This window comes from Rhizobium sp. WYCCWR10014, from assembly GCF_001657485.1.
Classification (GTDB): Bacteria; Pseudomonadota; Alphaproteobacteria; order Rhizobiales; family Rhizobiaceae; genus Rhizobium.
The window spans coordinates 199177-224673 of sequence record NZ_LXFU01000051.1 but is presented as its reverse complement, the minus strand read 5'-3'; the positions used below and the strand labels follow the sequence as shown (position 1 = coordinate 224673).

General features: G+C 61.0%; 24 protein-coding genes. 15 read left to right on the top strand and 9 right to left on the bottom strand.

The window, feature by feature from the left end:
- The first annotated feature begins 86 nt into the window (after positions 1-86).
- The 3 genes from minC to minE all read left to right on the top strand — a co-directional run bounded on the left by minC (position 87) and on the right by minE (position 1966).
- Positions 87-806: a septum site-determining protein MinC gene (gene minC / locus A6U98_RS31085; RefSeq protein ID WP_064654934.1), complete on the top strand. Its 720-nt coding sequence runs from the start codon at positions 87-89 to the stop codon at positions 804-806.
- Positions 807-893: 87 nt separating this feature from the next.
- On the top strand, positions 894-1709 hold the full coding sequence (gene minD / locus A6U98_RS31080) for a septum site-determining protein MinD (protein ID WP_018448670.1): 816 nt from the start codon (positions 894-896) through the stop codon (positions 1707-1709).
- A complete protein-coding gene (gene minE, locus A6U98_RS31075; RefSeq protein ID WP_003548116.1) occupies positions 1706-1966 on the top strand; it encodes a cell division topological specificity factor MinE in 261 nt (86 codons plus the stop codon). Before minD ends, minE begins: the two co-directional genes overlap by 4 nt.
- Positions 1967-2007: 41 nt before the next feature.
- Here minE and A6U98_RS31070 read toward each other — a convergent pair whose 3' ends face one another.
- The 4 genes from A6U98_RS31070 to A6U98_RS31055 all read right to left on the bottom strand — a co-directional run bounded on the left by A6U98_RS31070 (position 2008) and on the right by A6U98_RS31055 (position 5752).
- Complete coding sequence (locus tag A6U98_RS31070) at positions 2008-2388, bottom strand: DUF6481 family protein (RefSeq protein WP_064654932.1); 381 nt, start codon at positions 2386-2388, stop codon at positions 2008-2010.
- Between the two features lie 127 nt (positions 2389-2515).
- Positions 2516-2740 carry a hypothetical protein gene (locus A6U98_RS31065; RefSeq protein WP_003553295.1) on the bottom strand — a complete coding sequence of 75 codons (225 nt, stop codon included), beginning with the start codon at positions 2738-2740 and terminating at the stop codon, positions 2516-2518.
- 128 nt (positions 2741-2868) lie between these two features.
- Positions 2869-3078: a cold-shock protein gene (locus A6U98_RS31060; protein ID WP_003548109.1), complete on the bottom strand. Its 210-nt coding sequence runs from the start codon at positions 3076-3078 to the stop codon at positions 2869-2871.
- Positions 3079-3382: 304 nt separating this feature from the next.
- Positions 3383-5752: a DUF1989 domain-containing protein gene (locus tag A6U98_RS31055; protein WP_064654930.1), complete on the bottom strand. Its 2370-nt coding sequence runs from the start codon at positions 5750-5752 to the stop codon at positions 3383-3385.
- 250 nt (positions 5753-6002) lie between these two features.
- Here A6U98_RS31055 and A6U98_RS31050 point away from each other — a divergent pair, with 250 nt between their 5' ends.
- Positions 6003-7787, top strand: a complete 1785-nt coding sequence (locus A6U98_RS31050) for an APC family permease (RefSeq protein ID WP_064654928.1) — start codon at positions 6003-6005, stop codon at positions 7785-7787.
- 110 nt (positions 7788-7897) lie between these two features.
- On the opposite strand, the gene A6U98_RS31045 is transcribed toward A6U98_RS31050, so the two are convergent.
- From A6U98_RS31045 to A6U98_RS31035, 3 genes are all read right to left on the bottom strand, one after another.
- On the bottom strand, positions 7898-8929 hold the full coding sequence (locus tag A6U98_RS31045) for an aldo/keto reductase (RefSeq protein WP_064654926.1): 1032 nt from the start codon (positions 8927-8929) through the stop codon (positions 7898-7900).
- Positions 8930-9159: 230 nt separating this feature from the next.
- Positions 9160-10431 carry an NAD(P)/FAD-dependent oxidoreductase gene (locus A6U98_RS31040; RefSeq protein WP_064654924.1) on the bottom strand — a complete coding sequence of 424 codons (1272 nt, stop codon included), beginning with the start codon at positions 10429-10431 and terminating at the stop codon, positions 9160-9162.
- 63 nt (positions 10432-10494) lie between these two features.
- Entirely contained in the window at positions 10495-11007 is a 513-nt protein-coding gene (locus A6U98_RS31035; protein ID WP_064654922.1) for a MarR family winged helix-turn-helix transcriptional regulator, read from the bottom strand.
- Between A6U98_RS31035 and A6U98_RS31030 the strand changes: the two genes are divergently transcribed.
- From A6U98_RS31030 to A6U98_RS31005, 6 genes are all read left to right on the top strand, one after another.
- Complete coding sequence (locus tag A6U98_RS31030) at positions 11008-11898, top strand: haloalkane dehalogenase (protein WP_064654920.1); 891 nt, start codon at positions 11008-11010, stop codon at positions 11896-11898. It abuts the gene before it with no gap.
- A 96-nt stretch (positions 11899-11994) separates the two neighbouring features.
- Positions 11995-12594: a methyltransferase domain-containing protein gene (locus A6U98_RS31025; protein ID WP_064654918.1), complete on the top strand. Its 600-nt coding sequence runs from the start codon at positions 11995-11997 to the stop codon at positions 12592-12594.
- Positions 12595-12741: 147 nt separating this feature from the next.
- A complete protein-coding gene (locus A6U98_RS31020) occupies positions 12742-13416 on the top strand; it encodes a response regulator transcription factor (protein ID WP_003553255.1) in 675 nt (224 codons plus the stop codon).
- Positions 13413-14792, top strand: a complete 1380-nt coding sequence (locus tag A6U98_RS31015; protein ID WP_064654916.1) for a HAMP domain-containing sensor histidine kinase — start codon at positions 13413-13415, stop codon at positions 14790-14792. Before A6U98_RS31020 ends, A6U98_RS31015 begins: the two co-directional genes overlap by 4 nt.
- Before the next feature lie 196 nt (positions 14793-14988).
- A complete protein-coding gene (locus A6U98_RS31010) occupies positions 14989-15969 on the top strand; it encodes a 3'-5' exonuclease (RefSeq protein ID WP_064654914.1) in 981 nt (326 codons plus the stop codon).
- A 183-nt stretch (positions 15970-16152) separates the two neighbouring features.
- Positions 16153-16299, top strand: a complete 147-nt coding sequence (locus A6U98_RS31005) for a DUF1127 domain-containing protein (RefSeq protein WP_003548073.1) — start codon at positions 16153-16155, stop codon at positions 16297-16299.
- 151 nt (positions 16300-16450) lie between these two features.
- On the opposite strand, the gene A6U98_RS31000 is transcribed toward A6U98_RS31005, so the two are convergent.
- Positions 16451-16798 carry a hypothetical protein gene (locus A6U98_RS31000; protein WP_156667908.1) on the bottom strand — a complete coding sequence of 116 codons (348 nt, stop codon included), beginning with the start codon at positions 16796-16798 and terminating at the stop codon, positions 16451-16453.
- Positions 16799-16925: 127 nt separating this feature from the next.
- Here A6U98_RS31000 and kduI point away from each other — a divergent pair, with 127 nt between their 5' ends.
- From kduI to A6U98_RS30985, 3 genes are all read left to right on the top strand, one after another.
- Positions 16926-17762: a 5-dehydro-4-deoxy-D-glucuronate isomerase gene (gene kduI / locus A6U98_RS30995; protein WP_064654910.1), complete on the top strand. Its 837-nt coding sequence runs from the start codon at positions 16926-16928 to the stop codon at positions 17760-17762.
- Positions 17759-18523, top strand: a complete 765-nt coding sequence (gene kduD, locus A6U98_RS30990) for a 2-dehydro-3-deoxy-D-gluconate 5-dehydrogenase KduD (RefSeq protein ID WP_280950279.1) — start codon at positions 17759-17761, stop codon at positions 18521-18523. The genes kduI and kduD overlap by 4 nt, the downstream gene beginning before the upstream one ends.
- A 311-nt stretch (positions 18524-18834) precedes the next feature.
- A complete protein-coding gene (locus A6U98_RS30985; RefSeq protein ID WP_064654908.1) occupies positions 18835-19575 on the top strand; it encodes a FadR/GntR family transcriptional regulator in 741 nt (246 codons plus the stop codon).
- Positions 19576-19581: 6 nt separating this feature from the next.
- On the opposite strand, the gene A6U98_RS30980 is transcribed toward A6U98_RS30985, so the two are convergent.
- Entirely contained in the window at positions 19582-22884 is a 3303-nt protein-coding gene (locus A6U98_RS30980; protein WP_064654905.1) for a hypothetical protein, read from the bottom strand.
- Between the two features lie 344 nt (positions 22885-23228).
- Between A6U98_RS30980 and A6U98_RS30975 the strand changes: the two genes are divergently transcribed.
- A complete protein-coding gene (locus A6U98_RS30975; RefSeq protein WP_064654903.1) occupies positions 23229-23897 on the top strand; it encodes a hypothetical protein in 669 nt (222 codons plus the stop codon).
- A gap of 780 nt (positions 23898-24677) precedes the next feature.
- Entirely contained in the window at positions 24678-25466 is a 789-nt protein-coding gene (locus tag A6U98_RS30970; RefSeq protein ID WP_064654902.1) for an exonuclease domain-containing protein, read from the top strand.
- Positions 25467-25497 lie beyond the last annotated feature (31 nt).

Sequence of the window (25497 nt, the reverse complement as noted above, 5' to 3'; positions counted from 1 at the left end):
CAGGTGATTGTTAGTGAAATTAAGGCCGCGTTAACTTTTTGTTAACCATAGCAGCGGTAGACATGGTCAACGATTTCTTCACATAGATGACCAAAGTGCTAACAGACGCTCGCTCTATCCGCATCAAGGGCCGCTCTTTCCTGGCGGTCATGCTGTCCCCGGATCTTCCGATCGATGATTGGTTGATCCGGCTGGACGATCTGGCCGCCCGTTCGGCCGGCTTCTTCCTCGGACGGCCTGTCGTGCTCGACCTGACGGACCTGCAAATCGACCGGCCGCAGCTGAAGGACCTCATTGCCGAACTTGCCAAGCGCAATGTCAGTATCATGGGCATCGAGGGCGCGCGGCCTTCCATCCTGGGGTCCGGCATGCCGCCGGCACTCAAAGGGGGCCGGTCGGTTTCCGATATCGAGGTTCAGACAAAGGAGCCCGTCGATCCGCCCGGCAAACCGGCAGCGGCAGAGACCCGCCCGGCCATGCAATCGATCGTCATCCGGGAGCCTGTGCGCTCGGGGCAATCGGTAATCTTTCCGGAAGGCGACGTCACCGTCATCGGTTCGGTCGCCTCGGGTGCCGAGGTCATCGCCGGCGGGTCCGTCCATATCTATGGCGCCTTGCGTGGCCGAGCCATGGCAGGGTCCATCGGAAACGCATCGGCGCGGATATTCTGCCGCAAGCTCGAGGCCGAGCTGGTTGCAATCGACGGCATCTACAAAATGGCGGAAGACATGGCGCCCAATCTTCGCGGACAGGCTGTTCAGCTCTGGCTCGAAGACGACGCGATCATGGCAGAGAAACTGATCTGACGGCAGCGCCGCGCGTCTCTTCGAGAGCCGCAAGAGGATCGCTTTAACACTTTGAATTACTGGGGCCACGGCAAAGGAGAGACAATGATGGGGAAAGTGATCGTCGTCACGTCAGGCAAGGGCGGGGTTGGCAAGACCACCTCGACCGCCGCATTGGGAGCGGCGCTGGCGCAACGCAATGAAAAAGTCGTCGTCGTCGATTTCGACGTGGGCCTGCGCAATCTCGACCTCGTGATGGGCGCCGAACGCAGGGTCGTCTACGACCTGATCAATGTCATCCAGGGCGACGCCAAGCTCACCCAGGCGCTGATCCGCGACAAGCGTTTGGAAACGCTGTTCCTGCTGCCGGCCTCGCAGACGCGCGACAAGGACAATCTGACGGCCGAGGGCGTCGAGCGCGTCATCAACGACCTGAAGCGCTATTTCGACTGGATCATCTGCGACAGCCCCGCCGGGATCGAGCGCGGCGCAACGCTTGCCATGCGCCACGCCGATGTTGCCGTGGTCGTCACCAATCCCGAGGTCTCGTCGGTGCGTGATTCGGATCGCATCATCGGCCTGCTGGATGCCAAGACCGCCAAGGCCGAGCGTGGCGAGCGGATGGAAAAGCACCTGCTGCTCACCCGCTACGACGCCAATCGCGCCGAACGCGGCGACATGCTCAAGGTCGACGACGTCCTGGAAATCCTGTCCATCCCGCTGCTCGGCATCATACCCGAAAGCATGGATGTTCTGCGGGCATCCAACATCGGTGCACCCGTTACGCTGGCAGACAGCCGCAGCGCGGCTGCTATGGCCTATTTCGACGCTGCTCGCCGGCTCGCCGGCGAGACGGTGCCGATCGCCATCCCAGAGGAAAAGAGGAATATTTTCGGTAAGATCTTCGGACGGAGGGCGGCATGAATATTTTCCGTCTTTTCAACAAGCAGAGAACCGCACCGGCCGCCCGCGAACGGCTGCAGGTCCTTCTCGCTCATGAACGTTCCTCGGCGGGGTCTGACCTGGTCACCCTGCTGCGCGAGGAAATCCTTGCTGTGATCGCAAAGCATGTACAGCTCGACCACGACAAGGTGCAGGTGACGATCGATCGCAACGAGTACGTCTCGACCCTTGAGATCGACGTCGAAATCCCGCTGAATGCAGCCGTGCAGGCCGCTTGAAAGAGAGCGCTGCCTGTTGCGACAACAGGCGGCGCTGACGATCAGGACTTTCTGGCTTTGCGATTGGCGTAGCGCAGGTCGCGTTCGGCCTTTCGGGCAGCTTCGTCGGCAATCACGCGAGCGATCCGGTCTTTGTCAGCTGCTTCGCGCGCGTCGACTTCTGCGCGTGCTGCGGCCTCGGCGGCAGCCTGGCGTTCGGCCTCGGCCGCCTGAGCCCGCTCCAGTTCCTCTTGCTTGGCGCGTTCTCGCTGAGCGCGACGTTCTTCCCTGGCCGCGGCAATGGCTTGGCGCTCCGCCTGCTTTGCAAGCCTTGTGGGTTCGGCTGAATCCTTGGCGTTACGATACGCATTGAGGAGAGCCGCCTTGGCTTCGGCAGCGGCGCTGCGGCGATCGGAAAGCTCGTTGTTTCTGGCGTTTTTCAAATCTGTTTCCTGACTGTTTGACTTGACCCTACGGCCCCGCGCGCCATCAGACGCGCAAAGGGCGCTGTAAACTGCTGCATGGTTTTATCCTGAAATCGAATCCGATTTAAGGAATTATGCAGTAGGATCAGATTTTCTTTTTTCGCTTCGCGCTGGGAGCAGTAACTCCTGTCAAGCGATCCTGCAATTCCTTGGCCTCACGCGCTTCGCGTAACCGCAGGGTTTTTTCATCGCGGGCACGTACGGTCGAATCGATCTCTTCGACCGCGCGGCTTCTGGCCAGGAACTGCGATTGCGCGTTTCCGAAGGCAATCTCCGCCTGCTTGCGTGATTTGCTGTGTGACTCTGTCATATCAATCCTGGATTTATGAGCCCGCTTGGCGAAAGCAGCAAAAAGGCCAGGCAATTTGCCTGACCTTGATAGTATCATACTTTCGACAGTGCCGGTACATCCGCGGTCAAAGGAAAGCAGATTTCAGTTTAAGCAGCTTGGAGATTGCAAGCGGACATTTTGCCCGACTTGTTATCGCGCTCGAGCTCGTAGCCGATCTTCTGGCCTTCGACGATTTCACGCATTCCAGCGCGTTCGACGGCAGAGATGTGGACGAAGGCGTCAGCGCCGCCATCGTCAGGCTGAATGAAGCCGAAGCCCTTGGTGGAATTGAACCATTTAACTGTGCCAGTGGTCATAACAAACCCTTTCATAGCAATTGAACGACCGCACGTGCGAAGGCACGACGGATGATGATCTCGATTTTGAAGAGGGAAGTTCGTCCAGGGCACGTTGCCAGCGCGCGATAACAAAAGTCAAACAAGCAATATCGACAACCGAGATATAGTAATTCAATCCAAATTTGTCAACTTTTAGTTTTTCAGGGTCATGCACTCAATATAAGGTTGCATCTCTGTCACCTTGCATGCCGCCGCTAAAACGTGCGGCTTCATCAACCGCGCGAGAAGCCGATCGCCGTCTCCCGAACCTCCAAAGCAGGCATTACGAGCGGGGCCGCGTCTTCTGCGGGTCGTAATGCGAAAGCGGCACGATCGTCGCCGGCAGGCGCTTCTGATGGCCGTCGAGCTTGCCGATCTCGACCTCGGTGCCGGGGGTTGCATGCATCACTTCGATGCGGGCGAGCGCGATCGTCTTGCCGAGGACCGGCGAGCGCGTGGCGCTGGTGACGACGCCCACCTGGGCGCGGCCGATATGGATGCAATCGCCGTGGCCGACCGCTTCGTTCGCCTTGATGTCGAGCCCGACGAGCAGATGGCGCGGATGCTCCTTGCGCCGGATCAGCGCCTCGCGGCCGATGAAATCGTCCTGTTTGGATTTCAGCGGCACCGTGAAGCCGATGCCGGCTTCGAACGGGTCCGTCTGGTCGGTGAATTCGTGGTGAGCGAAGATCAGGCCCGCCTCGATGCGGACCATGTCGAGCGCCTCCAGCCCCATCGGCTTCAACCCGTGTGGCTGCCCCGCCTCCCAGACGGCGTCGAAAACCGTCAGCGCGTCCTTCGGATGACAGAAGATCTCGTAGCCGAGTTCGCCGGTATAACCCGTGCGCGAGACGACGACGGGGGCACCCTCGAAGCCGCCGATGCGGCCGACGGTGAAGCGGAACCATTCGAGTTCGCCGATCTCAGGTTGGCGCGGAGCCGTCCAGATGATCTCCTTCAGGATATCGCGGCTCTTCGGACCCTGCAGGGCGATATTGTGCATCTGATCGGTCGATGAGCGGACCCAGGCCTTGAAGCCCTTCTTCTCGGCCTGCTCACGCAACCAGATGCCGCTGAAATCATCGCCGCCGATCCAGCGGAAGTTCTTGTCGCCGAGCCTAAAGAGCGTTCCGTCATCGATCATGCCGCCGTTTTCGTAGCACATGGCGGAATAGACGACCTGGCCGGTCGACAGTTTGCGCACGTCGCGCGTCAGGCAATATTGCAGCAGTTCCTCGGCATCCGGCCCCGTCACCTCGAATTTCCGCAAGGGCGAAAGGTCGATGACGGCGGCGCGCTCGCGGCAGGCCCAGTATTCCTCGACCGGCCCTTCGCTGGAAAAGCGGTTCGCCAGCCAGTAGCCGCGATATTCGGTGTAGTCCCGCGTCAACTCGGAAAGGCGGGGATGGAAGGCGGTTTCGCGCGTCAGTTCGGCGTCGGCATCTGGGGTCATGCGATAGGCTACCGCTCGTGAGAATTTCTCTTTTCCGGAAAAGGTGCGGACGTGGATATCCGTCGGATCCCAGCCGTTCGCCGCGTCGATATCGTCAGGGCAGGACGAGGAGACACAGACGAGGTCGGTCAGCGCCCGCATCAGCACGTAGTCACCGGGGCGCGACCAGGGCTCGTCGAGATAGAGCTGGTTGTTGTGGTCGATATTGGTGTTGTAGAAATAGTTCAACGCTTCCCAGCCCTTGCGGCCGGCAATGCCGTAAGGCGCCAGCGCCGCGTTGAAATTATCCGTGCAGTTGACGTGGCCGGGATAACCCATGTCGTCGTAATAGCGCGAATTGCAGGCGGTCGCGAAAGCGTCGTGGCGCCCGACCGTATCCTGAACGATCTCGACCAGCGGCTCGAAGTCGCGGTCGAAGGCCTTGGAGGGCAGGCCCGGCATCGGATAGCTGCGGCCGAGCAGCGTGCGGGTGACGGTGGAATCAAGCGCGAGGTCGAGACCCTTGTCGACCTTGCGGGCGGCAAAAGCCTGGAAATCCGTGCACTGGCGTCCATAGACATCGATGATCTGGATGAATTCGCCGGCCCGCACGAAATAGGCTGCGGCGGTGGCCGCCCGGATGCGGATATCCTCGAGCGGATCGGCGGCCGGTTCCGGCAGGGCGGAGGCATAATCGCGGATCAGCAGACTGCGCTTGATCCTGATCTCGATCGGCGTCGCCGTATCCTGCGCCTCCGGTGACATGGCGCCAGCGGGCGCAGCGACGATCAACAGGCCCTTCATGGAGATCGTGAATTCCGCCCGGCTGCCCGGCGTCGATCCGGCCCCGAAGATGCTGAGCGCGCCGGCCGTGGCCAGATCGGCGCCGCGACGCTGAAGTGCTGCGCGCGTTCGGGCAGCACTCTCATCCTCTGCCTGAAGAATGGCTTTCAAACCATTGGCCGAATTGCTGAATGCCGTTCCGAGACCAGCGGCCAGGAACCTCCCTTTCTCATCGAGGAAAGAGATTTCGCAGACCTGTCCGCCCTCGCTGTCGATAACGCTGACGCGGTCGCCCGGCTCGACGCGCATAACGACCGATCCGCCGCCCTTTGCCCTGTAGCGCTCGGTTCCCTCCGGCAAGGTGGGAATGCCGGGATAGCGCACGAGGCTCGCAGACGCCGGCCGCAGGCCCGTCATAGCAGGATGAAGTTCTCGCATACTGCCCTCATGGGAGGATCGGGCGTCCTCGGACACCCACGCAAGCAGGTTACAAAATGTCCCGGGAAAGTAAAGTGATGTTGACTAAAAAGAAAATATCTTCACTATGCATCAAGAGTTGAGACTCGGGGAATCCGTCGGGAACACGGATCGCCAAAATCATCCGGGCGGGCTTGAGACTGTCAGGGAGACACGTTCAGGGAGACGTACAAAGATACGTCCGGAACAAATAGAATGGGGAATTTCACCGATGACAGACATTGTGGAGGCCGGGATTGCATCCGGCACCGAAGGTAAGCTTGTACGTGCGCTCGACTGGAAGGGCGCATTCTGGGTGGCTGCGGGCGTGCCGCCGCTCGTTCTTTTCTCCATTGGCGGCATCGCAGGCACGACGGGCAAGCTTGCCTTCGTCGTCTGGATCATCTCGATGGTGATGGGTTTCCTGCAATCCTTCACCTATGCCGAGATCGCCGGCATGTTCGCCAACAAATCCGGCGGCGCGTCGGTCTATGGCGCCACCGCCTGGCTGCGTTACTCGAAATTCATCGCGCCGCTGTCGGTCTGGTGCAACTGGTTTGCCTGGTCGCCGGTGCTGTCGCTCGGCTGCGCCATCGCCGCCGGTTACATCCTCAACGCATTCTACCCGATTCCGGCAGCGGATTCGCAGATGGTCCTCGACTGGATCTCAGCGCATGCCGCTTCCATCACGGCCGACAGCCCCCGCGTCGCCGAATATATCGCCGCCCATGCCGGCACGACGCCGGACGACGCCATCAAGGCGTTGCTCAGCACCGACGGGATCGCCGCCCTGACGCCGGCGATCCGCAGCTGGTCGCTCTTGAGCTTCAACATTCCCTTCCTCGCCACCGCCAATATCAACGCCACCTTCTTCATCGGCGGCATCCTGATGCTGATCATCTTCGCGATCCAGCATCGCGGCATTTCGGAAACGGCAAGCGTGCAGAAGTGGCTGGCAATCATCGTGCTGGTGCCGCTGCTCATCATCGGCCTCTATCCGATCGTCAGCGGCCAGATCCTTGCCACCAACGTCACCGGCCTCGTGCCGCCGACCGCCGCCTATGCCGCCGCCGACGGCACATGGAGCAACGGCGGCTGGACGCTCTTCCTCGGAGGCCTCTATATCGCCGCCTGGTCGACCTACGGCTTCGAGACGGCGGTCTGCTACACTCGCGAACTCAAGAACCCGAAGACCGACACCTTCAAGGCAATCTTCTATTCCGGCCTTGCCTGCTGCCTGTTCTTCTTTCTCGTGCCCTTCGCCTTCCAGGGCGTCCTCGGCCATGCAGGCATGCTGGCCCCCGGCATCGTCGATGGCACGGGTGTTGCCGAAGCGCTCGGCGGCCTGATCGGCGCCGGCCGCGTCGTCACCCAGCTTCTCGTCGTACTGATGATCATGGCGCTTTTCCTCGCCATCATGACGGCGATGGCCGGCTCTTCGCGCACGCTCTACCAGGGCTCGAAGGACGGCTGGCTGCCGAAATATCTCGACCACGTGAACGAGCACGGCGCCCCGACGCGGGCGATGTGGACCGATTTCGCCTTCAATCTCTTCCTGCTGGCAATCGCCTCGGATGTCGGCGGCTACTTCTTCGTGCTCGCCGTTTCGAATGTCGGCTACATCATCTTCAACTTCCTGAACCTCAATTCCGGCTGGATCCACCGGATGGATTCCGGCCATATTGAACGCCCCTGGAAGGCGCCGACCTGGCTGATCGGCCTCAACACCGTGCTGGCCTTCGTCAACGCGCTGTTTCTCGGCGCCGGTGCCAAGGTCTGGGGTTATTCCAACGCGCTCTGGGTGGGCTTCATCTTCGCCGCCCTGATCCTGCCGGTCTTCGCCTATCGCCACTATGTGCGCGACGGCGGCAAATTCCCGGCCGGCGCGATGGAGGATCTCGGTCTCGTCGGCCAGGATCTCGGCGTCAAGAAAGCCGGCATCCTGCCTTACGTCGCGCTCGCCGGCGGCCTGGCGATCGTCCTGATCGCCAACGTGATCTTCCAGCTTCCGGCCTAAAATCGCCTCCCAAGCAGAAAGGCCGCTAAGCCGCCATGGAAACATGGCGGCTTTTTTCGTTGTTGGTCGCAGGCCGGGCGAGACGTCTCATCCGGTTATAGACGGAAGGCTCAGCGGCCGCCCTCGATCTTGCGGTGGCGCTGGTTGATGCCGCCCTTGCCGTAGGGATAGTCGAGTGGCTGAGGGGCGCTCACATCGTTCAATCTCGTCATCTCGTCATCGGAAAGCTTGACCTTCATGGCGCCCAAATTGTCAGCGAGCTGCTCCGGCGTGCGGGCGCCGAGGATGACTGACGTGATTGCCGGCTGCGCTGCCGTCCAGGCGAGCGCCACCTGCGCCATGCTGACGCCATGCGCCTTGGCGATCTCCTCGACGACAGCGATGATTGCCCAGGTTCTCTCCAGCGCATTGCGCGGCGCAAAGGATTCGCCGCCGCGATTGGGGTTTTCGCCGAGGCGGGTGGCGCCCGTCGGCATCTCGTCGCGCTTGTATTTGCCGGTCAGCCAGCCGCCGCCCAGCGGTGACCACGGCAACAGACCCATGCCGGCATCCTGGCAGGCCGCGACGATCTCGAGCTCGATGTCGCGCACCAGCAGGTTATATTGCGGCTGCAGCGTCACCGGACGGGTATAACCGCGAGCCTTGGCGATCTCCGAGGCCTTGGCGATATGCCAGCCGACATAGTTGGAGAAGCCGTAATAGCCGATCTTGCCGGAGGAAACCGCGTCGTCGAGGAAACGCAGCGTCTCCTCGATCGGCGTCAGCGCGTCCCAGGCATGCATCTGGTAAAGGTCGATCTGCTCGAGGCCGAGGCGGCGGAGCGAATCGTCGAGCGCCTGGCTAAGATGCCGGCGCGACAGGCCGATATCGTTGGGGCCGTTGCCCATCGGAAAGCGCCCCTTGGTGGCGACGATCGCCTGGCGGGCCTCGGTCGGGCGCGCCTTCAGCCAGCGTCCGATGATCTCTTCCGACTTTCCGGCGCTATAGACGTCGGCGGTATCGATGAAATTGCCGCCCCAGGCGAAATAATCGTCGAGCAGCTTGTGCGAGGCGGCCTCGTCGGCCTCCGCGCCGAAGGTCATGGTGCCGAGGCAATAGGCGGTGACGACGGTCCCGCTGGGACCGAGCTTGCGATAATCCATTTCTTCCTCCTCATGCGGATACCCGCAGCCGACGTGCAAACGTCGGGGTAGAAGCCGGGGCTCCTGCAATCAATGACAATGACAATATTGTGCTTGAGGCGGCCGCTTGCCGCCGGATGACGTATAGCGCCCTGGGCTGGGAGCACAGAGGCTGGGGTGAGCATAACCAATCCCGCCCGCGCGACAAGTGAGAAAAAAATATTCCTGCCTGCCGTTGCGGCCGACAACGATTACGGATTTTGCGAAAACGAGCCGGCGATCAGATCGGCTGCGGCGACGCCGGTCTCGTAGGCGCCGTGCGCCGTCGAATAACGCGACGTCGAACAGGCCTCGCCGGCAAAAAAGATCCGCTCGTCATGCGGCGCGGCGAGACGGCCGCGTTGATCGGAGGCGCCGGGTTCGGCGTAGGAATAGGAGCCGCCGATATGGGGCGCTGCGGCCCAAGCCGACATTGCCGCAACCGACAGCTCCTTGCGGATGTCCGCGCCAAAATGTGCCGCCAGTTCGTCGCCAGCGAAGGAGAAGGCAGCCTCTCTGCCTTGGCGCTCCAGATCATGCGCAAGGTCGCCGGCGAAATAGGCCTCGACGACGGGCGCACCGAATGGCCGGAGCTGATAGGTGCCGGTCGCGCCGCGACGGGTAGAGCCGAGCATATGCGTGTCCGCCGGCAGTGCCTCCTGGTTTGCGAGCCTCAAGAAGAGCTTGTCGGCAAGCCCGAGCGGCAAACGGGCCGCTGCCTCGATCTTGTCAGGCAAAGGCGGATCGAAGTTGATCTTGCCGGCGGCAAGCACATTGGTCGAAACGGTCACCAGCACCGCACGGGCACTCAGCACACCCTGGTTCGTCTCGATGCGGATACGGCCGGCGTGACGATGGTCGATGCGCGTCACCTCCGTGCCGAGCCTTGCCCGAACCGGCTTGCCGTAAAGCGAGACCAGCGTTCCGTAGCCCTCGCGCACCCGCCAGTCAGGGCCAGGGCCGGGATCGTATCTGTTGTAATCGACGACCGACGACCGCTCCAGCTCTGCGCCGGTGATATAGGTGCCGACCGCCCGGATCTGGCCGTTCCAGGCATTGCCGGGCTCGAGCATATCGGCCATGGCTGCGTCATTCCCCGCGTGGCTCTCGAGGCGCTCGAAATAGGCGCCTATCGCCTCGCTTGCGGCATGCGCCTCGGCGTCATCCCGCTGAAGCCGCCGTCCGCCATCGTTCCAGGGCGCCGGCGTGCGGTCGACCGTCAGTCCGACCTCGCCGGCGATGGCAGTCCAGGCATTGGTCCGCGCGCCATGCAGCCAGCCGCAGCCGAGATCGAGCCCGATATCGGCGGCTTCAGGCAGGCTGGCCGTCCAGGCGCGACCGCCGAGACGGTCGCCGGCTTCAAGCAGGAGGATGGACAGATCCGGGCGGATTGCCTGCAGGCGACGGGCGGCGGCGATGCCGGCGGCACCGGCGCCGATGATGATGACATCCTCGTCGGCACCTTTGCTGTTGTCACCAGGCATGTATTTTCCTTCGGTCGCGCGACGGTTAAGTGGAAAGGGTCGTCTCAAGCAAGCCCCGCTTCGCTATTGCAGCTGCTCCAGCAGCCGCCGAAGTGCTGTCCGCAGATCGTCCATCTGCTGCTGGCTGGTCAAGGCCGCCCAGTTTTCATCGACGTGCCGGCCCGCCGCCATCGCTATCGGCCTGACCCCCTGGCCTTTTTCCGTCAGAAACACCAGCCTGCCGCGCCGATCGTTCGGATCGGGCCGGCGCTCGACATAACCCAAGCGCTCGAGTTCTTCCACGGCCTGCGTCATCGTCTGCTTGCGAACGCGGGCGAGCTTGGTCAGCTCGCTAACCTGGATGCCCTCGGGCCGTGCGAAGGTGAAGACGTTGGCGTGCGGTGGGCGGATATCTCCGTAGCCTGCCTCATCGAGCGCCGCTTCGACGGCCTGTGTCCAATGTTGATGGACCAGACGCAACAACAGGCCAAGGGAAGAAGACGACATGAAACCCCGCGCAACAATATAGACAGTTGCCTGTCTATATGATAAATGGACAGCTGCCTGACTATATAGCACGAAAGCGCGGAGCTCCATATGCCGATCATCGATATTCTCACCTCGTTCATCTCCTACGAGGAACTGGGGGAGGGCGACCCGATCGTCTTCCTTCACGGCAATCCCACCTCATCGCATCTCTGGCGGAACATCATGTCCGGCATCGGGCCCGGCCGCTGCCTGGCGCCCGATCTGATCGGCATGGGACGCTCCGGCAAACCCGACATCGGCTATCGCTATGGCGATCACATCGCCTATCTCGACGCCTGGTTCGAAGCGCTTGACCTCGACGACGTCGTGCTCGTCGGCCACGACTGGGGCGGCGCGCTGGCATTCGACTGGGCCTCGCGCCACGCCGAGCGGGTGCGCGGCATTGCCTTCATGGAAACCATCCTGCGGCCGATGAGCTGGGAAGATCTGCCAGGCGGCGGAAAGGCACGTTATGAACTGTTGCGGGGTGCGGGAACCGGCGAGGCCAAGGTCCTCGACGAAAATTTCTTCATCGAACAGGCCTTGCGCGCAACCACGCTGAAAGGGCTCAGCGATGCCGATTGGGACGTCTACCGCGCCCCCTATCCGGACCGCGACAGCCGGCGCCCGCTGCTGGAATGGCCGCGCGCCATGCCGATCAACGGCGAGCCGGCCGATGTGGTCGCCAGGATCGAGGCCTATGACCGCTGGCTTTCCGCCAGTCCTGAGACGCCCAAGCTGCTACTGACCTTCGACGGGACCGCCGAAACGCTATTGATCGGCAGCGAGATGATTTCGTGGTGCCGCGACACCATCGCCGGCTTGGAAATCAGGGGCTGCGGGCCAGCGCGTCACATTGCCCCCGAAGACCAGCCCGAGGCGATTGCCGCCGAAATCAAAGGCTGGATCGATCGGAATGGGCTCAGAACAGCGCAGCGGAAGGTCGCCTCTCAGGCATAAAAATCTGCGTCTGCGTCACAGTGACTGCGACATGACAGACTGTTGCAATGTTGAGCCGGTTCATGGGTGGGATCAATCAGCCACTATGAAGGTCCAATGTCACGTTTCGATCGACGACGCTTTCTTCTTGCCTGGCTTCGCGCGCCACTGCGCATTGCCTCGATCACGCCATCAGGCCCGCGCCTTGCGGGCCTGATGACCAAGGAAATCTCTGCGATAACCGGGCCGATTCTCGAACTCGGTCCGGGCACCGGCGTTTTCACTACAGCCCTTTTGGAACGCGGCATTGCCGAGCGCGATCTGACGCTGATCGAATACGAACGGGATTTCGCCACGTTGCTTCAAGATCGCTTTCCCGATGCCAGGGTGCTGCAGCTGGACGTGCGGGAGATGTGGAAGACGGCGCTTTCCGGAAGATTCTTCGGTGGCGTCGTCAGCGGGCTTCCGCTTCTTGCCATGCGGCCCGACGATGTGCAGGCGCTGCTCGAGGGCTGCTTTTCCAACCTCAGGCCACACGGTGCCTTCTATCAGTTCACCTACGGGCCGAAATGCCCGGTGCCCGTCGAAATCCTCGACTCTCTCGGTCTTGTCTCAAAGAGGATCGGCTGGACGTTCCGCAATATCCCGCCGGCCGCGGTCTACCGCATCAGCCGCAGGTACCAGCCAATGGCATTGATCGAGCAGCGCCGCGCATGATGACGGATACGATCCTTCGATACGAGGCGGCGATCCGGCATTCGATGCGCGACAGGCATCGCAGACTTGCTCGAGGGTGATATGGTTTCCACCTATGGACCGACGGCCCCGATGGGCCCCCGATGGGCCCCCCGATAGGAATGTGAGATGCGCATATTACTGATCGAGGATGAACCTCAAATGGCTGTGGCGCTCCGAGGGGCGCTCACCAGGCACGACATGGTTATGGATCACGTTTCGACCCTATGCGACGCCGAACTGGTGATCGGCGACGGCGCCTACGACGCCGTGCTTCTGGATCGGCAACTGCCCGACGGCGATGGCCTCGAACTCATTCCGAAGATCCGCAAGAAGGGGCTGACGCTGCCAATCATCGTCATCACCGCCAAGGGAGAGGTTCCAGATAGGATCACCGGCCTTGAGACCGGTGCCGACGATTACCTTGCCAAACCCTTCGTCTTCGACGAACTTCTGGCGCGGCTGCGCGCAGTTATGCGCCGCTCCGAAACCTTGCGCCCGGCGCTGATTTCGATCGGCCGTCTTTCGTTCGACCCGACCTATTGCGACATCATCGTTTCCGGTCTGCGTCTGGAAATGCCGCGCCGGGAGGCGTTGGTGCTCGAATGCCTCATGCGCCGGGCCGGTCGCATGGTGCCCAGACCGGCCTTGATGGAAGCGGTCTTCGGCTTCGACGACGAGATCCAGTCGAACGCGCTCGATTCCCACATATCGCGGTTGCGGCGCAAGCTGGCAGCATCGCAAGCGGGCGTGGTCATCAACGTTATCCGGGGCGTGGGTTATCTCCTGCGTGAATCATCATGAGCAAACGATGCTCCTATTCGCTGCGCAAGCGCCTGTTCTGGCGGCTTCTTGCCGTGCAATCGGTCGTGCTCATCCTGGTGATGATCGTGCTGATTTCGGTTGGCAAGATATCCGAGTTCAGCTCGACGGAGGGCACGATCGAGATCCTGCGCCAGGCCGTCTTCCGCCAACCCACAGGAGAGTTGAGCCTGAGGGAGACCGAGGATCTGCGACAGCTGCGCAAGGAGGCGCCCGATCTCTGGTACACTGTTCGCGACATGCAGGGACATGTTTTGAGCGAGGGCCGGATTCCGGAAGAATATGCCGCAATCGGCAACACGCTCGATCATGTCGGCCAGGCGAAGTTCGGCTCGAACCTCGGCGACCACGACCGTCCAGCTGCCCGGATGAAGTGGATTGCGACGGATTGGGGACAGGTGCAGTTTCTGACAGGCACTGACGGCCCCAACTCGTCAACCTTCATCCTGCTCAAGCTTTCGCTGGTCCTTGTGAAAATTGTTATTCCCATCGTCGCAGTGATGGCGTTGGGTGCGTTGATCGCGACGCCGCTCGTCGTGCGAAGGTCGCTGGTCGGGATCGACCAGGCCGCGCTCCAGGCCGATACGATCGATATCGACCAGCGTGGCGGCCGGCTGTCGGAAAACGATACTCCGGAAGAGATCGCGCCGCTGGTGCACGCCGTCAACCGCGCGCTCGGTCGTCTCGACGAGGGTTATGAGCGGCAAGAGCGGTTTCTGACCGACGCCGCCCACGAGCTGCGCACGCCGATCGCCATTCTGAATACGCGAATTGGGTCCCTGCCGCACAGTTCGATCAAGACCGACCTCTTGGAAGATGCCGCAAGGCTTGCCGTACTCACCGAGCAGATGCTCGATCTTCAGCGGCTGAAACAGGGCAAGGTCCAATTCTGCAAGGTCGATCTCGGCCAGCTGGCCAGGAAGGTCATCATCGAGATGGCGCCGCTGGCCTTTGCCGCGGGCTATATGGTGCAGTTCGATGTCGACGGCGCCGGCGAGATCGAGGGCGATCCTCTGGCGCTGCAGCGCGCCCTGATGAACATCCTGCAGAACGCGATCAACCACGGCGGCAGGAAAGGTACCATTTCGCTGACCGCCGGCTGCAACTGGATCGAGGTCAGGGACGAGGGACCGGGCATCCCCGCCGATATGCGGGATCGCATATTCGAGCCGTTCTTCAAACGCCATCACGACGGACGCGGTGCCGGCCTCGGCCTCAATCTCGTTCGCGACATCCTGCGCATGCACGGCGGCGAGGTGACGATCGACAACCGCAATCCCGGCGCGGTCTGCCGGCTGAGCTTCCCGCCAGACAAAACGGCACGCGTTGATACTCCACCGCATCTCGCTACTGCATAATTCGAAGTGCTAAAGCGCGTCGCGATCTTTCAGATTCGCTTGCCGGTTCAGGTCTTTGGTTTTGCGGATGTCGTTGTCGCAAAACCACTCCACACTATGCGCGGCATCCTTTGGAGCATCCGTTGCGCCTCGCGAAAAAAACGCGCGGTGCTGTCCGGCGATGGATTAAATCGCGTCTCCGTGACATATAGATTCGATGAGCGTGCACAGAGATTCGCAACTCGACATGTTTGCCAAGGCATCGTCCGCGACGGCCAAGGCACGCGGTCCATCGCACCGGCGGCCATCGCAGCCGGTCGTCCACTCCAATGAAGACATGGCGCGGGCGCTCGAAGAGAGCGGCAACTATCGCATCTTGAGAAAACTGGTCGCCCGGCCGATTGCGTCAGTCAGACAGCCGGGGTTTTCGCGCCTCGGCGTCATTCTCGATACGGAGACCACGGGTCTCAACCATCGCAGCGACGAGATCATCGAAATCGGCGCCGTCGCCTTTACCTTCGACGATGACGGCGCGATCGGCGATATCGTCGGCATTTACGGCGGCCTGCAACAGCCCTCCCGGCCGATCCCGCCCGACATCACCCGGCTGACGGGTATCACCGATGCGATGGTCGAAGGACAACTCATCGATATCCGATCGCTGAGAACTCTGATCGAGCCGGCGGATCTGATCATTGCTCACAATGCCGGTTTCGACCGGCCGTTCTGCGAGGCTTTCTCGACGATTTTCACCGGCAAGGCCTGGGCATGCTCGGTTTCGGAGATTAATTGGAGCGCCCGCGGCTTCGAGGGCACGAAGCTCGGTTATCTCGTCGGCCAGGCCGGCTATTTTCACGAAGGCCATCGCGCCGTGGACGACTGCCACGCCCTCCTGGAAATCCTCGATCGGGAGCAGCGCGACGGTGAAAGCCCGTTCACCGAGCTGTACCGGGCCAGCCAGCGCTCGCGCATCCGCATCTTTGCCGAACACAGCCCGTTCGAGATGAAGGATCATCTGAAGGCGAGGGGTTACCGCTGGTCGGACGGCAGCGACGGTCGCTTGAAGTCCTGGTGGATCGAAGTCGGCGAAGAGGATCTCGACGACGAGCTTTCCTATCTGCGCTCGGATATCTACCGATGGGCCGAGGCGGAACCGCCGATCGTGCGGCTGACGGCCTTCGATCGCTTCAAACTCTGACCGCGAAGCGGTTCGGATCCCGATTGGCTACGGCATATGGCGACCCATGCAAGCGCCGCATAGGTGCAGTGATGCATTGGCGCTGCAATAATCAGATGTCCCGTACTATATACAACTCATCGAAGCGAACGAAGCGCCAAGGACTGGCAGCTAAGCTTCGAAAGCCCACGAAAGGGGATCATCATGAACGTAGCACGCTCTTTCAATAACTGGCGCAAGTATCGTCAGACGGTCGCTGAACTGGGTCGTATGTCCGCACGCGAACTGGACGACCTCGGCATCGGCCGCAGCGAAATCCGCAACGTCGCCCGCGCAGCCATCGCCCGCTAACGGCAGCTTAGACCAAGCATCTTCAAAGACTATGCCAGCGCCTGCTTCCTCCCGAGCGGGCGCTTTGCTTTTGTGCTTCCGGCAGATGGACCATGTGATCGAGCCTCCCGCTTTTCGCATAACGCATAGCTGCCCTGCAAAGAAATGCCTATCAACTGAGCAAAAAATAAGTATGATAATTTCTATCGAAGCGATGCACCTCCTCCCGCATCCCTTCGATAGACAGGCGCCCCATCCTCCTCCCAGGGTCGCCTGTGGAATGACAGCACTCCTCCTCCCAGCTGTCGTTCGGTTTTTTACGAAAGCCTGCCGCACCTCCTCCCGCGGCAGGCTTTTTCGTTTTGGCCGATAGCACCGCCGGATCGCCCAAGAACGGCCGCTTGCGATCCACTGCTTGGATGATGGCGTCATCATCTCCAGAAATTCTCCTGTCCATTCCCTGATTTTCTTTTGTGCTCTTGCGGGCCTTGCGTCTCCTCGAGCGCGCACGGACAAACATGTTGACTCCAAACTTGTCGTACAACTATGTAACCGGATGGATACCGCCGCAGCGGAACAGGCCGGACAAGACCGGCTTCCGTAATAGCGACGACCCGTAGCGACAATGAAGCGGAAGGAAAATTGACATGCAGATCGACGTGAGGCACGCCTCCCATCCCGAGGCCGTGCGCGATTTCGACACGGAGACGCTGCGGCGTCACTTTCTGGTGGAAACCGTCTTCGCGAGCGGCGAGATCCGGCTCACATATTCGCATTACGACCGCATGGTCATCGGCGGCGCGACGCCGCTTGGCCCCGGGCTGACGCTGACGGCGCCGACTGCGATCGGACAGGAAACCTTCCTTGCCGAGCGTGAACTCGGCGCCCTGAACATCGGTGGGGCCGGCCGCATCATCGTCGACGGCACGAATTACGATCTTGCCAAATATGATTGCCTCTATGTCGGCAAGGGTGCCAAGGACATCAGGTTCGAGAGCGCGGATGCTGCCAACCCGGCAAAGTTCTATCTGGTCTCGACGCCGGCGCACCAAGCGCACCCGACCGTGTTGCTCACCCGCGAAAAGGCCCGTCACCTGACGCCGGGCGAAGCTGCAACAGCCAACAAGCGGTCGATCTATCAGTTCATCCATCCGGACGTCTGCCAGTCCTGCCAACTCACCCTCGGCTTCACCATGATCGAGCCGGGCAGCGTCTGGAACACAATGCCGGCCCATACGCATGACCGCCGCATGGAAGCCTATCTCTATTTCGATCTCGAAGCGGAGCAGCGTGTGTTCCACTTCATGGGCGAGCCGCAGCAGACCCGGCATATGCTCGTCGCCAACGAACAGGCGGTCATCTCGCCGCCCTGGTCGATTCATTCGGGCGCCGGCACCAAGAACTACAGCTTCATCTGGGCGATGGCCGGCGACAATAAGAGCTTCACCGACATGGACCATATCGCCATTGCGGATCTGAGGTGAGCGTCGTGGCAAATCCCTTCGACCTTTCAGGCCGGGTTGCCGTCGTCACCGGCGCCAATACCGGTCTCGGCCAGGCCATCGCGGCAGCATTGGCGCAGGCCGGTGCGTCGATCGTCGCCGTCGGACGCTCCTCAATGGACGAAACCGAGGCGCTGGTGAAGGAAGCGGGAAGCCGTTTCCATGTCGTCAAGGCCGATCTCGCCAGTATCGAGCCGGTAAAGGGGATCGTCACTGAGACCATCCAGACCTTCGGCGGCCTCGACATCCTCGTCAACAATGCCGGAATCATCCGCCGCGCCGATGCGCTCGACTTCACCGAGGAAGACTGGGACGCGGTGATCGACGTCAACCTGAAGACCGCCTTCTTCCTGTCGCAGGCAGCCGGCCGCCACATGGTCGACAAGGGCAGGGGCAAGATCATCAACATCGCCTCGCTGCTCTCCTTCCAGGGCGGCATCCGGATCCCGTCCTATACCGCCTCGAAAAGTGGCCTCGCCGGACTGACCAAGCTGCTGGCCTGCGAATGGGCCGGCAAGGGCGTCAACGTCAACGCCATCGCCCCGGGCTACTTCGTGACCAACAACACCACGGCGCTGCGCGAGGATGCCGACCGCAATGCGGCCATCCTTGCCCGCATACCGGCCGGGCGCTGGGGAACGCCGTCCGAACTCGGCGGTGCGGCCGTATTCCTGGCATCGTCGGCATCCGACTACGTGCATGGAACGGTACTGCCCGTCGATGGCGGTTGGCTGGCGCGCTGATCGGTCTCACCAATCGATCAGACCTAGACACCGCGCCAAGGAGGCTCTGTCGCTTGATTTTCCGCATGACCGCAGAAATCGATTCTTGTTTTCGGGGTTATGCGCTAGAGCATGATGCCGAAAAGTATGAGCGGTTTTCGGACGACATCATGCTCTAACTATATAATGTAGAACAGGATTCAGATTTTAGGCCGACCCGGCCTAAAACCATTTTGTTCTAGAGCTGCTGCCCACCGCATCGGCGTGGATACGGAGTGCGAACAGGAAACGGGGACGGCGAGGCCGCCCCGACACCGGGATTTCGAAACAGGATGGCAGATAAGGACAACGCGGACTTCAATACGACTCAGCAGGCGCCGAACCTGCGCAGCAACCTTGCCGATATGTTGACGGCGCAAATCGAATCCGGCGACCTGAAGCCCGGCCAACGCCTGCCGACCGAACAGGCGATCATGACGGCGACCGGCGTCAGCCGGACGATCGTTCGCGAAGCGCTCGCCGCCCTGCGCGCGAAGGGGTTGATCACCACGCGGCAAGGCCTTGGCGCTTTCGTCTCGAACGATCCGACGCCCAGATCCTTCTCGATCATTCCGAACGACCTGCAGTCGATCGACGAGGTTCTGCGCGTGCTGGAGCTGCGCATGGGGGTCGAATACGAAGCTGCCGGTCTTGCCGCGTTGCGGCGCACCCAGGAGGACATCGAGCGCATGCAGGATCGTCTCGACGCCCTCGACAAGGCGCTCGAGGAGGGTGGATACGGCGCGCAAGAGGATTACGCCTTCCACAGGTCCATTCTGGTCGCGACGCACAACTCCTATTACGGTCGCCTCTTCGACACGTTCGGCAACATCATGGTGCCGCGGCAATGGGCACGCCTGGACAAGATGACATCAGCCGAACGCAAGCGTCATGCGGCGCGCATGCGCAGGGAACACCATGCCATATTCGCGGCGATCCGCGACCGTGACGAGCTTGCCGCGCGCCGCGCCATCCGAAGCCACCTGTCGAAAAGTGCCGCACGCTTCGAAGAGTTGCGTGACGCTACGGCATAATCCTTTTCACAGCTCGGGCTTCGGCTTCATCAGCCGCCGCCAGGCGGCGTGGTCGGTTTGCAGATCGACAGAAGCGTGGATCGCGGGCAGAAGCGGTTGGCGTTTGCGCCGGCCGAAGCGCCGTTTGAAGCCGAGGATATTTTCGACGAAGCTTCGGGTGTAGAGCCCGGGGCCGCTTGAATAGATCCGCCATCCACCGTCGACGGCGATTTCCCCCGCCTTGACGCGTTCCCATTCGGCCGTTGCCTGATAACGATCATGGAAAGCCGCATCGCTGCTGCTGAAATAGGTATTGCGCTGGCGCAGTGAAGCATGCGGCAGCGCTGTGGTGACGGAAATCGGATTGACGACGGCGATCGCCTTCCAGAGCTCTTCCGCCTCGGCATCGAGCGCCAGCGTCTCGCAGTAGCGCAGATGCGCATGGACATACATCAACCCGATCTCGCGGCCGAAGAAGGAGGAGGACTCGGCGCGGCGAAACAGCGTCTCAGGCCCGCCGGCATAGGTCGCGGGCTTTTCCATCAGCCGCACGCCGTCGGGGAAGAGCAGATGCTCTTCGATCAGCTTCATATGCTCGTGCCTCTGAGGCGGTGTGAACAGCCCCCCGAGCATCGCCTGCGTCATCGAGATCAGCGAGTAATGCAGCCCCGTGCGCCGGTCGCTCGGGTGCAGCAGTAACTCGACGCCGTCATGGCTGGGATCGAAGATGCCATAGCCGGCCACGACGCCGTCGCGCACGAGATGGCGGTTGAAATCCCGGCGCATCGCCGTAGCGATCTTCCTCAAACCCTTCGCCTTGTCGATTTTGGCCTTGTCGCCGTGGCCGAGGCGGCGCAGGATCGCCGAATAACGGACGATCTGCTCGTAGAGCAGGGCAACGGTCCAGCTGCTGACCATCCAGTCGCGCAGATGCGGATCGGCCGGCTGCAGGGAATCGTTCCAGTCTCCCTCGCCATAGCGGATCAGATGCGTTCCCGGGATGAAAGCTTCGCGAACGGTCTCGAGCAGCTTCTCGACATGGATCGCGATGGTGTCGAGCTCTGGCGCCCTGGCCATCGTCTTTTCATCGCGCCAGGAGACCTTCTCGTCGAGGATGGCAAGATCGCCGGTCGCTTCGATATAGTCACAGAGCGCCTTCAGCGGCCAGACGACGATGTCGCCGTGACTATCGCCTGCCCGGATGTTGGCATAGGGCTCCAGCATGAACCATTGGGGCCAGTCACCTTTTTCCAGGTATTGTTCGCTGAAAACGGTTTTCAGCACCGCCTTGGCTTCGCGGTCATGCTCATAGGCAAGCAAGAATTCGATCGGCCCCTGGCAGGCGTCGCGTGTGCCCCAGGCCGCACCGGTATATTGCTCGAGGCCGTGCGGCACGCTCAAATGCACGATCGCATCATGCGCCAGCCAGGGCAGCAGCGTCGTCTGCGCGGCAAGGTCGGGCGAGGTGCTGCCGATCGTTATGCCGCGCACCGCGTTCCGCCAAAATTTTGATGCCGGTGCAAGCATGGCTTCGTCGGTGACGCCGGCCTCATAACGCTGCGCCAGGCGCTCGGCATCCGTGGCATCGGTCATCGAGCCGACGACGGCAAAGCAGAGCGCCTGTGTCGGCCGGGATCGGAGCGCCACGAAAGCACCGTTGCGTGTTACCCCATCGCTGTAGAGCAGTTCGTCGCCGCCGATTTCCTCGATGGCATCGGGCGTCGAACTCACCAGCCAATATCCGGCATCGGGATAACGCTCGCCCCAGAGCCAGGCCGGGTCCGGTCGGAAAAGAATGCGTTTGCCTGCCGTATCGAATTCGATCTGCCCACCCACGTCATATTCGCGCTCGCCGAGCACGATATGACCAAACACCAGGAAGCGGCACGGCTTGCCCTCGACGGAGACGGTCCACTGCATCGCCGCATCCTCGCCGGAGGCGGCCGCCGACACGATGATCGTGCGTTCCGCGCAACGATAGATCCAGCGGCAATCGCTGAGCCCCATTTCGAACGCCGACGGCACCGCCAGAAGCTGCCAGCCGGCGCCGACATCCGCCATGATGCGCAGCCCGCTGGCGCGGGTCAGATTGTAGGGGTCGCGGGAGACGGAAAAGAGCTTGTGAAAAGAGGTATTGCCGATCGTCAGCTGGGCCGCGAAAATGCCCTGCATCCAGCAGGTCGCGGCAAGCGTCGCATCGTCGAGCAGCATATTCTCACCGCTTCTGACGATCGCGCCGTGACGGCGCGCCACAATGAGCTCCTTGTCGCGTAGGACCACATGGCGGTTCAGAACGCCGTCGGAGACGAAAAACGAAAGAAGCTTTCCGTCGACGCGCTCTTCCAGGCTCCGCTCCGGATAGAGCTTGCCGATCGCCTTTTTATCCAGCGCCTCGGCCTTCAGCAGGGCTGCATCCTGTAGCAGGCTGCGGACCGGCGCGACCTCCTCGATATCGGCAGCCGCACTGTCGGTCGCCGCGAGCTCGTCAAGCCGTGTAAGGTCGGCATCGCTCGACGCCTCGGGATGATCGGCGGCAAACACGGCAAAGAAGGTCGCGGTCACACCGCTTGCCGGGACGGAGAGCGATTTCGACTGGATGGCGGGACACGCCGTCTCTTGCTGGCGCCGTTTGCTCGGCAAGCTGGTGCCGAAAGGGCCGACCAGCTGGTCGTCGAGGCGGTCCTTCGCCTGCACCAGCTGGATCGCATCCGTGGCATAGGCGGCCGCCCCATCGAGGCAGCCTTGCACGAGCCAAGGGTTACGGGCACCCGACTGTTTTAGATTTTGTCGGTTCATCACGACAGGGCCGAATGTCTCGTGACCGGCGATATGATGGTCGACATATTGTGAGGCATAGGCTTCGCTGTTCATCAGGAAGCCGCGATCGCCGAGACCAACGTCCTGGATCAGCACCAGATCGACCGGCAGCGTCCCCTCCTTGAGATGCCGGATGGAGGCACGCCAGAACCAGGCCGTTCCGGAGGAATGAAGCTCGAGGCGGACGTCGTAGCCGATATCGCCTGTTTTGCCGCTCCAGGCCAGGCTCGTCGCATTGTGCCCGAAGCTGCCATTGGCGCGTGGCCCGACAAGCTCCACCACCTCGGGCGCGGCCCCGCCGATGCGCAGATAAAGGCGACCGACGCCGCCGGCGAGCGGCGAGCCCTGGATCTGGTTGATCTGCACCGATCCCTTGTCGTCGACGTATTCGATGGCAAACAGGGTGCCGTTCGGCAGGGCCGTTATCGACAGGCCGGAACCGTTGCTGATCGCAACGAGGCCAAGCTCATCGCGTCGGGGCATTTGAAAACTGCGCGTAAGGTCCGTGGCCATGAGATCTCGTCGATTGGCTTCAGAAGGGAACTGGAGGATGACGCAAAATGGTTGAGAGAAATCTTACCAATATCGCCGGTTCTCGATTAGGTCCTTGAAAGACAGGCCAGCCGATATCACTTGATGTTTCAATTCGAAAGTTGCACCGAGAGGTCATTGCCAAGGCGTCAATTGAACTGAGGTCGACGGTGACGATGATACGGTCAGGTTGCTCAATGGCGCCATAAGGCGGGAACGGAGTTCCCTATCATTTAACTTCAAGGCAAACTGGGACGGAAAAGCGCTGATTCCGTCTGTGCGTGCTTCTTGATGCAACTCGCAACTCCCATTCAACGAGGTGACTATTGACGCAGTTCTTCGAAACCACCCAAGGGATTATGGCAATGGGAGCGCTCATCGGCGCTGGCGGTTTAGCCGCTGGCTCCTTGCTTCCCATCGTTATCCGACTTGCGAAGTCTGGGATCAACCGGCGCCCGAAAGCCGAGGTTAGAAACCTAGCGATGCTGACGGTGCTGGCCCTGGACGATTTTGTCGGCGCCAGCTATGCGGCTGTTCACGACATGCCCGAATTCAATCCCATGGATGAAGGCGAATTCGCGTTTCACGTTCGTGATCCAGCCCTTGCACTCCCGCAGGACGCAAACTGGGGGCTTTTTAGTACCGAGCTCTCAGAAGAAATTTTGTGGTTGTCGAACCGAGTGAAGACCCTTTCTTATGCGTTGGATAGTCTCGACCTTTCCAGGCCGGGATACGATGGCTTCTTCGAGCGTCGCCAAGAAGGTTATGCTGGTCTGGCGGCTGAAGCGATGGACATTATTGAGCGTATGCTTGAAGAGTTTGACCTCACCCTGCCTGCCAAGCCAGATTATTATCGCCAGCGGGAAGGTCTCGTTTCAGCTGTCCAAAAGGCTGGGGAAAACACCTCGCGGCGCTCAAAGGCGCGCGCTCTGGCGCACCCGAGTGGGTCAAATGTGCTGCAACTGTTCCCAAAGGCGAACGACGACGCCGAGTAAAATCAAACGAAATCGTCGAACCCGATTAAGGGCGTCGCGTCCTCAAGCATGGCCTCTCCAGGATTTGATGGCTCGTTTCTCTGTGACCTAGTCCGGCGCCAGATCGACGCCTTCTAAAGAGTTCAAGATCCAGGTCGCGGTAGCAGCGTTCAAGAGGCCATCCTCCACGGACTATTTCGGCCGGATGATCCACTGTTGCATAGCTGCCTTGCACAAAAAATGTTTTCCAACCGGTCAAAAAAGGAGCATGGTGATTACAGCTGATGCAACACGACGGCTTTTCCTCCCAGTTCCGTCGTTTCAGCTGTTCCCCTCTGGAGGTTTATACCTTCACAATTAATGGGCCACGGTTCTCCGTCGGCCCTCTTTTTTTGTCCGCGAAAATCACGCGTTGCCGCCGGGTTTGATCGACCGCCATCCAATTCCCAGGTTGCAATGGAAGAAACTTATAGGGCGCTCAACCCGTTTCCGGGGAGCGCCCTTTTTGTTGCTCAAAGCGCGAAAACCAACAAGTCGGCAGGCGATCTGAAGTGGCGCTGCAATACAGGCGAGACGCCGTCGCGTAAAGTCCCGATCTTCTGTGCCAGGTAAGTTCCCCGGTTATTTCACAAAACATCGGGAACATTCTCCAAATTGATCGGTGCTCGTGGCGTAGCAGGCCTCTTTTGCCCATGTCGCTTAGGTAAAGCACGTCGACCATGTCGACAAACGTTAATAGCCTGTCCCATCATGTCCGAGCGATATCTGGACTTTTACGGCATTGGGTCGAAATAGCTAAATATGTTGATTGAGAGCAGTGGGATTCTATCAAAACCTGTAGATCATAAATCTCGCATCCGCGTCGTTGACCTCGAAACAGCCGGGAATGGCCCGAATGATGTTTGCGAGATCGGATGGCAGGACGTCGTGCTCGGCCATGATGGGGGATGGCGGGTTGACGATGAGCGCGGATCATTGCTTGTAAATCCAGGGCGACCGATCTCTCCTGAGACGATGGCAATACATCACATCTTGGACGCGGAGGTCGCGACAGCACCTTTTTGGAAAGAAATCGCCTCCAGCGTCTTACGGCCGGAAGGTGGAGCAATCGCACTGGCTGCACATCGGGCAAGTTTCGAGCAGCGCTACTGCACCCCCAGATATGCCGGTGGAGCGGCCTGGATATGTACGTGGAAATGCGCACTTCGGCTGTGGCCTGAACTGCCGAGGTTCTCCAATCAGATGCTCCGCTACCTGCGTATGCCCGAGGGACTGGTGCACGCGATTGGCCTTCCGGCCCACCGCGCGATGCCCGATGCGTACGTAACCGCACACCATTTGCGGGACATGTTGAATGAATCCACCTTCGAGCAACTGGTGAAATGGAGCAGCGAGCCTGGCCTTTTGCCACGAGTACCTTCAGGCCATGAGCGTGGCAAAAGCTGGGATCGGCTGGATATTGCGGCATTGCAGGCGTTCGCTCGCGATCGGGATGCCGACGTCCGCTTCAGCGCGGAGACGGAACTTCGCCGCCGTGGCGGCGCGGACGTGAAAGTGGCTGACGAAGCCGAACAGGGAACACTGCTTTAGGAGTTCTTCAGCTCCTGCAGGGGAAGGGACA

Coding starts and splice junctions, on each gene's coding strand:
- A6U98_RS31020 (WP_003553255.1), top strand. CDS start 12,742: ATGCGCATATTACTGATCGAGGATGAACCTCAAATGGCTGTGGCGCTC.
- A6U98_RS31065 (WP_003553295.1), bottom strand. CDS start 2,740: ATGACAGAGTCACACAGCAAATCACGCAAGCAGGCGGAGATTGCCTTC.
- A6U98_RS31025 (WP_064654918.1), top strand. CDS start 11,995: ATGTCACGTTTCGATCGACGACGCTTTCTTCTTGCCTGGCTTCGCGCG.
- A6U98_RS31060 (WP_003548109.1), bottom strand. CDS start 3,078: ATGACCACTGGCACAGTTAAATGGTTCAATTCCACCAAGGGCTTCGGC.
- A6U98_RS31045 (WP_064654926.1), bottom strand. CDS start 8,929: ATGGATTATCGCAAGCTCGGTCCCAGCGGGACCGTCGTCACCGCCTAT.
- A6U98_RS31030 (WP_064654920.1), top strand. CDS start 11,008: ATGCCGATCATCGATATTCTCACCTCGTTCATCTCCTACGAGGAACTG.
- A6U98_RS31035 (WP_064654922.1), bottom strand. CDS start 11,007: ATGGAGCTCCGCGCTTTCGTGCTATATAGTCAGGCAGCTGTCCATTTA.
- A6U98_RS30970 (WP_064654902.1), top strand. CDS start 24,678: ATGTTGATTGAGAGCAGTGGGATTCTATCAAAACCTGTAGATCATAAA.
- kduI (WP_064654910.1), top strand. CDS start 16,926: ATGCAGATCGACGTGAGGCACGCCTCCCATCCCGAGGCCGTGCGCGAT.
- A6U98_RS31050 (WP_064654928.1), top strand. CDS start 6,003: ATGACAGACATTGTGGAGGCCGGGATTGCATCCGGCACCGAAGGTAAG.
- A6U98_RS31010 (WP_064654914.1), top strand. CDS start 14,989: ATGAGCGTGCACAGAGATTCGCAACTCGACATGTTTGCCAAGGCATCG.
- A6U98_RS30980 (WP_064654905.1), bottom strand. CDS start 22,884: ATGGCCACGGACCTTACGCGCAGTTTTCAAATGCCCCGACGCGATGAG.
- minC (WP_064654934.1), top strand. CDS start 87: ATGACCAAAGTGCTAACAGACGCTCGCTCTATCCGCATCAAGGGCCGC.
- minD (WP_018448670.1), top strand. CDS start 894: ATGGGGAAAGTGATCGTCGTCACGTCAGGCAAGGGCGGGGTTGGCAAG.
- A6U98_RS31000 (WP_156667908.1), bottom strand. CDS start 16,798: ATGTTTGTCCGTGCGCGCTCGAGGAGACGCAAGGCCCGCAAGAGCACA.
- A6U98_RS30985 (WP_064654908.1), top strand. CDS start 18,835: ATGGCAGATAAGGACAACGCGGACTTCAATACGACTCAGCAGGCGCCG.
- A6U98_RS31055 (WP_064654930.1), bottom strand. CDS start 5,752: ATGCGAGAACTTCATCCTGCTATGACGGGCCTGCGGCCGGCGTCTGCG.
- A6U98_RS31005 (WP_003548073.1), top strand. CDS start 16,153: ATGAACGTAGCACGCTCTTTCAATAACTGGCGCAAGTATCGTCAGACG.
- A6U98_RS31015 (WP_064654916.1), top strand. CDS start 13,413: ATGAGCAAACGATGCTCCTATTCGCTGCGCAAGCGCCTGTTCTGGCGG.
- minE (WP_003548116.1), top strand. CDS start 1,706: ATGAATATTTTCCGTCTTTTCAACAAGCAGAGAACCGCACCGGCCGCC.
- A6U98_RS31040 (WP_064654924.1), bottom strand. CDS start 10,431: ATGCCTGGTGACAACAGCAAAGGTGCCGACGAGGATGTCATCATCATC.